Raw genomic sequence first — 380 nt, forward strand, 5'->3', positions numbered from 1 at the left:
CGACTTTTCAAGCCACACGCGGGCCGCCGCCGGATCACGATCGACGCCGCGTCCGTACGCATAGTCAACGCCCAGCATCCGCTTGGCTTCCGCATCCGCGGGCGCGGCTTTCGACGCCCACGCGAACGCCTCGTAGGCGTCCGCACGGCCGCCGAGTCCCGTCAGCAGATGCCACGCCAGCGAGCCTTGCGCCGATGCATTGCCCTGCTCCGCCGCGTGCCGGAACCAGTACGTCGCCGCCGAGAGATCGGGCGCGACGCCATCGCCGAGATCGTAGCTGTCGCCGAGCATCGACTGATATTTCGGATCGCCCTGTGCCGCGAGTTTCCACTGCCAGTACGCGCGGTTGGTGTCGCTGGCGATGCGGTTGTCCGCATCGC

1 protein-coding gene is annotated in these 380 nt (G+C 68.2%); it reads right to left on the bottom strand.

Annotated elements, in window-relative coordinates:
• Window positions 1-380, bottom strand: a 380-nt coding sequence (locus tag BTA35_RS17585; protein WP_139363776.1) for a tetratricopeptide repeat protein, incomplete at both ends; no start/stop codon positions are given.

Origin of the sequence: Oceanospirillum linum (genome assembly GCF_001995095.2) — a bacterium.
GTDB lineage: Bacteria > Pseudomonadota > Gammaproteobacteria > Pseudomonadales > Halomonadaceae > Oceanospirillum > Oceanospirillum linum.